Annotated in this window: 5 protein-coding genes, 1 tRNA gene and 1 CRISPR repeat array; of the genes, 5 read left to right on the top strand and 1 reads right to left on the bottom strand. The window is 62.9% G+C overall.

Annotated elements, in window-relative coordinates; all coding sequences use genetic code 11:
- Positions 1-41: 41 nt before the first annotated feature.
- The 5 genes from Q8S60_RS16795 to cas2 all read left to right on the top strand — a co-directional run bounded on the left by Q8S60_RS16795 (position 42) and on the right by cas2 (position 5477).
- Positions 42-118 (top strand) — tRNA-Arg (locus Q8S60_RS16795).
- Positions 119-497: 379 nt separating this feature from the next.
- Complete coding sequence (locus Q8S60_RS16790; RefSeq protein ID WP_305275601.1) at positions 498-851, top strand: YbaN family protein; 354 nt, start codon at positions 498-500, stop codon at positions 849-851.
- Positions 852-1101: 250 nt separating this feature from the next.
- Positions 1102-4230, top strand: a complete 3129-nt coding sequence (gene cas9 / locus Q8S60_RS16785; RefSeq protein WP_305275600.1) for a type II CRISPR RNA-guided endonuclease Cas9 — start codon at positions 1102-1104, stop codon at positions 4228-4230.
- Complete coding sequence (cas1, locus tag Q8S60_RS16780; RefSeq protein ID WP_305275599.1) at positions 4227-5126, top strand: type II CRISPR-associated endonuclease Cas1; 900 nt, start codon at positions 4227-4229, stop codon at positions 5124-5126. Before cas9 ends, cas1 begins: the two co-directional genes overlap by 4 nt.
- A 6-nt stretch (positions 5127-5132) precedes the next feature.
- Positions 5133-5477 (top strand): CRISPR-associated endonuclease Cas2, encoded by a 345-nt coding sequence (cas2, locus tag Q8S60_RS16775; RefSeq protein ID WP_305275598.1) that lies wholly within the window; start codon positions 5133-5135, stop codon positions 5475-5477.
- Between the two features lie 74 nt (positions 5478-5551).
- Positions 5552-6841: direct repeats of the CRISPR family, unit length 36 nt; unit sequence AGTTTAGCCGCTTAGAGATCGAGGACCAGCCGCAAC.
- Positions 6842-7140: 299 nt separating this feature from the next.
- Here cas2 and Q8S60_RS16770 read toward each other — a convergent pair.
- Positions 7141-7333: aldehyde dehydrogenase family protein (locus tag Q8S60_RS16770; protein ID WP_305668730.1), on the bottom strand; the 193-nt coding region annotated here is incomplete at its 5' end.

Genomic DNA, 7333 nt, shown 5'->3' with positions numbered 1-7333 from the left:
ACCTTGCGCCCGCTTCGCCGGACGGCCCTTGCCCGGCCCTGGCACCCGTAGCTCAGCTGGATAGAGCGCTGCCCTCCGAAGGCAGAGGTCACACGTTCGAATCGTGTCGGGTGCACCACTTCCCTGCCCGGTTTATCCCCGGTTTCGGGCCTTCTGTCATCGAACTGTCACAAATCTGTCATAAAGCGCATTTTATCGATCCGTGTACGGACGATATGCGGCCGATATGCAGGTTGTCCCCGGGTCCGCCGGGACATATCCCCGGGCCGGCCGGCGGCTTGCCGCCCCCGTCCGCCGAAGGGTTATCCCCGGAGGGGCAGCGGCGGGAGACGGGACGGGAGGACGGGCGGGGATAAAGCGGCGCTCCCGTTTCGCCATGCGAAATTTCCGGGAACGGCATTTGCGGAGCAGATGCCCATCGTCGCCGGACACCGTTTCCCCTATCCTCGGGCGCGCCTGTCGACATCCCCGCAGCACGATCTTTCCGGGAGAGCCGGTTGCCGAAAATTTTCTACCTCATCGCCGGTTTCCTCGCGCTCGGGCTGGGCGGGCTCGGCGTGGTGCTGCCGCTCCTGCCGACGGTCCCCTTCGTCATTCTTGCGGCGTTCTGTTTTGCGCGCAGCAACGAGAGGCTGGAGCGGTGGCTTGTCGAGCACCGGACATTCGGCAGCCACATCCGCGCGTGGCGGGAGCGGGGCGCGATTTCGCGCAAGGGCAAGCAGGCGGCGCTCGCCGCCTTCGCGGTGAGCATCGTCTTCGCGCTCCTCTTCGCGCCGCTGCCCTGGTCGCTGGCGCCGATGGCGGCGGCGCTGATCGGCGGAAGCTGGATCTGGACGCGGCCGGAGGGGTGACTTACGATCCGTGGACGGATGATCCTGCCGCGAGAAGGATGCAAAGAAAAAAGCGGACCGCAAGGGTCCGCCTTCTCTCTCCCGAAGGAGAATTTTGTGCCCTCAAGGGGCTTGTTAACGGGTGGTCCTCGATCTCCAAGCGGCTAAACTTTCAATCGCACCCATAACCATCTTCTTTATTTGAAGAGGTATTTCAAGCAGCAAAATGCTTATTATGTAAAATAGTAAGGGCGCGGGGAGGGGCGGCGACATGAAATATCGGCTGGGACTGGACCTTGGCACCAACTCGATCGGGTGGTGCGCACTCAAACTCGATGGCGAAGGAAAGCCGAACGGTGTTCTTGCCAGCGGCGTCAGACTGCTGACACCCAATCAGGAGGCCGGGCGCGACCCGCAAAGCAAAGTGTCGCTGGCGGCCGACCGGCGCGTCGCGCGCTCGATGCGCCGGCGGCGCGACCGCTTTCTCAGACGTCAGAAACGGCTGATGGAACTGCTCGTCGAGAGCGGGTTGATGCCGGACGCAGAGACGGCGCGCAAGGAACTTGAAAAGATCGATCCCTACATGCTTCGCGCCCGCGCGCTGGATGGCCGGATCGAGGCACATGAACTCGGGCGGGCGCTGTTCCACATCAACCAGCGGCGCGGCTTCAAGTCGAACCGCATCGCGGACAGCGACGACGACGAGAAAGGCGCGACCAAGCAGGGCATCAAGGCGTTGCGCGAGGCGCTGGCGGCAGAGGACTGCCGGACGCTCGGACAGTTTCTGGCGAAGCGGCACGAAAAGCGCCAGCAGGTCCGTTTCCGGCCGACGACGGAAGGCACGAAAATTCTCTACGACTTCTATCCGAGCCGCGATCTCGTGGAACACGAGATCGACGAGATATGGAAGGTGCAGGCGGCGCATCATCCTCAGTTGACGGACGAACTTCTCGCTCGCCTCAAGCACATTGCCATCGAACAGCGGCCTTTGAAGAAGCCCGTTGTCGGCCGCTGCACGTTCAGGCCGGAGGAGGAGGAGCGCTCGCCACGCGCCCTGCCCGATTTCCAGCGCTTCCGCATCCTGCAAGACCTTTCGAGCCTCGTCGTCGAACGGCCGGGCGCGGCCTCGCGCAAACTCTCGATCACCGAGCGCGATGCGCTGGCCGCGCTGCTCGGCGCGCAAGCATCGCCGGTAACGTTCGAGAAGATGCGAAAGGCAATCAAGTTGAACGACGGAGAGCGCTTCAACTACGAGGCGACCAACCGCAAGGGCTTCGATCCCGACCTGACGGCGGCAAAGCTCGGCGCGAAGAACGCCTTCGGGAAGACGTGGCGGAGTCTCGAACGGGCGCGACAGAACGAGATCGTCGAAAAGCTGCTGACGGAACAAGACGAGGACGCGCTGGCCGACTGGCTCGAAGCGGATGCGGGGCTCGCGCCGGAGAACACCGAGTATGTCGCGGGCAAATTGCGATTGCCGCAAGGCTACGGCAATCTCGGCAGGACGATGCTGGCCGACATCATCGACGCGATGACGCATGAATCCGTCGAGGCGACGGATCCGGCGACCGGCGAAGTCTACCCGGCGCCGATCACCTACGATCAGGCGGTGGAGCGGCTGGGCCTGCATCACTCCAGCCTTCGGGAAGGCGAGAAGCTGGCGCGGCTCCCTTATTACGGCGACCTGCTCAAGCGGCATGTGATCGAGCGGCCGGACGCGCCGGAGGGAAGCCAGGAGCGGCGCGGCAAGGTGACCAACCCGACCGTGCATATCGCGCTCAACCAGACAGGCAAGCTCGTCAATGCGCTGATCGATGCCTATGGCCCGCCGGAGCAGATTGTCGTCGAGCTGGCGCGCGAACTCAAACAGAACCAGAAGCAGAAGGACGAACACAACAAACGCATCCGCGAGAACACGGACGCGAACGAGATTCGAGCGGAGAAGCTGAAGGAACTGAAGGTCGAGAACAATGGCGAGAACCGGCTACGGATGCGGCTCTATGCCGAATTGCCGCCGGACGAACGGGTCTGCGTCTATAGCGGCAAGCCCATCGGCATCGAGAAGCTCTACTCGGCCGATATCGAGATCGATCACATCCTGCCCTTTTCGGCGACACTGGACGACGGCATCGCCAACAAGGTGCTTTGTACGCGCGAGAGCAACCGGAAGAAGGGCAACCGCGCGCCCGCCGATGCCTTCGACGCAAACCGGCTGACGGAAATGGCCGAACGCGCGGAGCGGCTGTTCAAGAACAAGGCATGGCGCTTCGCGCCCGACGCGATGGCGCGTTTCGCGGAAAATGGCGGCTGGTCGGCGCGGCACCTGACCGACACGCAGCACATCGCGCGGCTGACCAAAGCCTATCTCGAACATGTGTGCGAGCCGGGGCAGGTGTGGGCGGTGCCGGGACGTATGACCGCGATGCTGCGCGGATTGTGGGGCCTCAACCAATTGCTGCCGGGACACAACCTGCCCGACGGCAAGAAGGACCGGGGCGATCATCGCCATCACGCCATCGACGCCTTCGTGGTTGCCTGCACCGAACGGAGTTTGCTGCAAAGGATCGCCAATGCGGCGGGCAAGGGCGAGGCGCTGGACGTGCAGCGGCTGTTCGGCAGCGAGGGCGTGCCGAAACCCTGGGACGGGTTCCGGGACGAACTCGGCGCAAGCCTCAACGCGCTTGTCGTCGCGCACAAGCGCGACCACGGCATCCAGGGCCAGCTCCATGAGGAGACAGCCTACGGGATCGTCGATGCCGAGATCGACGGCAAGAAATTCAATCTCGTCACGCGCAAACCCATCGACAGGCTGACGGCGAAGGAGATCACGCAGGTGCAGAGCACAAGCCTGCGCGCCGAACTGATGCGCGTGGCCGAGGCGGCGGAGACAACGGGCACCAAACTCAACGTCGCGCTGGCCGAATTCGGGCGGGCGAGCGGGGTGCGCCGGGTGCGGGTGCTGAAGACGGAGCAGAGTTTCATCACCGTGCGCCACGGCCCGGGCGGACAATTCGAGAAGGCGCTTGTGCCCGGCGACAATCACCGCATCGAGATTTTCGAGCATGACGGCAACTGGCTCTGCGAGGCCGTGACGGTGTTCGATGCCAACAAAGACGGCTGGACGCCGGAATGGACAAGACGCTATCGCGGCGCACGGCTCGTGATGACGCTGCACAAGGGCGACATGATCGAGGCAGATCTGGGGACCGCCGACCGCTACTGGACGGTCTACCGCCTCAACGCCGCCTCAAATCGCGTCTGGGTTGCGCCGCATCAGGACGCCCATGGGCAGGACGAACGCGCGTGGCAGCGGCCAACCATGACGACGCTTCAAAAAGCCGGTGCGAAGCTTGCGCAACTCGACATGCTGGGGCGGCCGCGACGGCCGGGCGGCGGATGATCGCGCGTATTGTCGAAATTGCCGAGGACGGGCGGCATCTGTCGAAGGATCGCGGGTTCCTCGTCGTCAGCGAAGGCAAGACCGAACTCGGGCGGGTGCCGCTGGACGATCTTGCCGCCGTGATCGGCAATGCGCATGGGCTGACCTATTCCAACAATCTGATTGCCGCACTCGCCGAACGGTGTGTGCCGTTCGTGATCTGCGGTCCGCATCACCGACCCGTCGCCTTCATGTGGGCAGCAGACAGCCACCACGAACAGTCGGGGCGGATTTCGGACCAGGCCGACGCGACCAAGCCGCTCAAGAAGCGAATGTGGCAACAGATCGTCCGTTCCAAGATCGAACAGCAGGCGGCAACGCTCGACGCGGTGGGCCGCCGCGCGGGCGGATTTTCGCTACTGGCGCACAAGGTGCGGGCGGGCGATCCCGAGAATGTGGAAGCACAGGCGGCGCGGCGCTATTGGCCGCTGCTCTTCGGAAGCGATTTTCGCCGCGACCGGGACGCGGGCGGCACGAACGCGCTCTTGAACTATGGATATGCGATCGCGCGGGCGGGCGTGGCGCGCGCGATCATGGCGGCCGGTCTGCATCCGAGCCTCGGCCTTGCCCATGCCAATCGCGGCAATGCCTTCTGCCTTGTGGACGATTGCCTGGAACCCTTTCGACCGATTGTCGACCTGCTGGTTTTCGATCTTGTGGAAGAGGGCGTCGTCGAACTCGACAGCGCCGCGAAGCAGGCGCTGGCGCGTGTGCTCATCAAGGACATGCTGACGGTCAACGGCGCATCGCCGGCGGCGCTGTGCATGGAACGGCTGGCACTTTCGCTGGCGCGGTGTTTTTCGGGTGAGGCGACAAAACTCGATTTGCCGATTCGTCCCTTGCCGCTGGAGCGGTGACGGGACATGGCGCCGCGGCGACCTGAACTGAGCGGGTACAGGATCATGTGGCTTTATGTGATGTTCGACCTGCCTGTGGGCACCAAGACCGAGCGGCGGCAGGCGACCAAGTTCAGGCAATTCCTGCTGGATGAGGGATTCGAAATGGCACAGTTCTCGATCTATCTGCGGTTCGCGCCCAGCAAGGAGGCCGCCGAGACCTATGTGGGCCGGGTCCGCGACAGCTTGCCGCCGAAGGGCAAGGTCCATATTGTCGAGATTACCGACCGGCAGTATGCGAATGCCCGGATTTTTACGGGACGAAAACGTGAACGCCGCTCGGAGAGTCCGGATCAACTGGCGCTGTTTTAGGAGCGGCCATGCGGGTTTTTGCGCAATTCGACAAGAAAAAGGCCCTGCAATTGCAGGGCCTTAGTCACTTATCGAGTTTAGCCGCTTAGAGATCGAGGACCAGCCGCAACTCCTTGCTAACGGTCACAACCTTGCGGCGGAGTTTAGCCGCTTAGAGATCGAGGACCAGCCGCAACCGGTTTCAACAGCGCGTCAAATCTATTTCAAGTTTAGCCGCTTAGAGATCGAGGACCAGCCGCAACGAGTTTGCAAACGTTAATTCTGACCGCGTGAGTTTAGCCGCTTAGAGATCGAGGACCAGCCGCAACCGGCCATCAGGTCTATCCGACAGCCGGGACAGTTTAGCCGCTTAGAGATCGAGGACCAGCCGCAACCGCCTTCCTTCAGCATCGCGCCAGCGCGCGAGTTTAGCCGCTTAGAGATCGAGGACCAGCCGCAACGCTCTTAGGTTTCTGTGGTTTCCGAGACTGAGTTTAGCCGCTTAGAGATCGAGGACCAGCCGCAACGTGGTGGTGCCGGTCATGGCGCGGCGGGGCAGTTTAGCCGCTTAGAGATCGAGGACCAGCCGCAACCGGATGCACGTCGTCAAGATGCGTCGGAATAGTTTAGCCGCTTAGAGATCGAGGACCAGCCGCAACCTTCGGATAGCACCAGCCATGATCGTCCGTAGTTTAGCCGCTTAGAGATCGAGGACCAGCCGCAACGGCCGCGTCCTTGCCGAGCCGCCAGCCATTAGTTTAGCCGCTTAGAGATCGAGGACCAGCCGCAACTGAAGCGCGGCGGCAGCACGCTCGCGCGCAAGTTTAGCCGCTTAGAGATCGAGGACCAGCCGCAACCGGCGAATTGAGCATGCAGGGCCGCGCGTTAGTTTAGCCGCTTAGAGATCGAGGACCAGCCGCAACAAAGGCGTCGTCGCCGAAATGGACGGCGCCAGTTTAGCCGCTTAGAGATCGAGGACCAGCCGCAACGCACCGGCGGAGGCGGACCGCTTCACGAAGAGTTTAGCCGCTTAGAGATCGAGGACCAGCCGCAACGACTATGCCATCTTCAAACCGTTCAGAATGAGTTTAGCCGCTTAGAGATCGAGGACCAGCCGCAACCGCTTCGTCGCGCGCCTCTTCCGCCGCCGCAGTTTAGCCGCTTAGAGATCGAGGACCAGCCGCAACGCCTCGTATTCGATCCGCCTGCCGAGCAGCAGTTTAGCCGCTTAGAGATCGAGGACCAGCCGCAACCACCACCATGTGGCGCCCATAACAGCGCGGAGTTTAGCCGCTTAGAGATCGAGGACCAGCCGCAACCTGACCGGCGCGGGGATCATCGGCGACGCAAGTTTAGCCGCTTAGAGATCGAGGACCAGCCGCAACTTGAAACATCCGTCCGTCCGCCCAAGTGGGGCGGGCGGACGGATGTTGCGCGCTTACGCGCGGTTGCCATGCAAACATGCCGGAAAGAAAGGCGTGGATGGCCCGAATAAATCGGGCCATGACGGTTTTGGCGTGTTGGGGCGGCGCCACGCCGCCTTCCGTTTCCGGGAGACGGCGTGAGAGTCTTGCGAAGAGGGACGCTGCTGGCGCGGCTTCTGGATTGCCGGCCTCTTTGATTTCAAAGGAGGGCCCGGCAATGACGAATGGGGGGGTGAGGCGGACGAGCGTCCGCCTCAACCTCATTTTGCCATGTTGACGATCTTGAGCTGCGTGAATTCGGCGAGGCCTTCTTCGCCGAGTTCGGTGCCGAGGCCGGACATGCGGGCGCCGCCGAAGGGGATGTTGGGGGCGAGGTCGGCGTGTTTGTTGATCCAGACGGTGCCGCTGTCGAGCTTCTCGGCGAGCGCATAGGCGCGGGCGGGGTCGGACGAC

Source organism: Parvibaculum sp., assembly GCF_030694575.1.
Classification (GTDB): Bacteria; Pseudomonadota; Alphaproteobacteria; order Parvibaculales; family Parvibaculaceae; genus Parvibaculum.
Note: the sequence above shows the minus strand (reverse complement) of the source record. Positions and strands in the feature narration are given on the sequence as shown.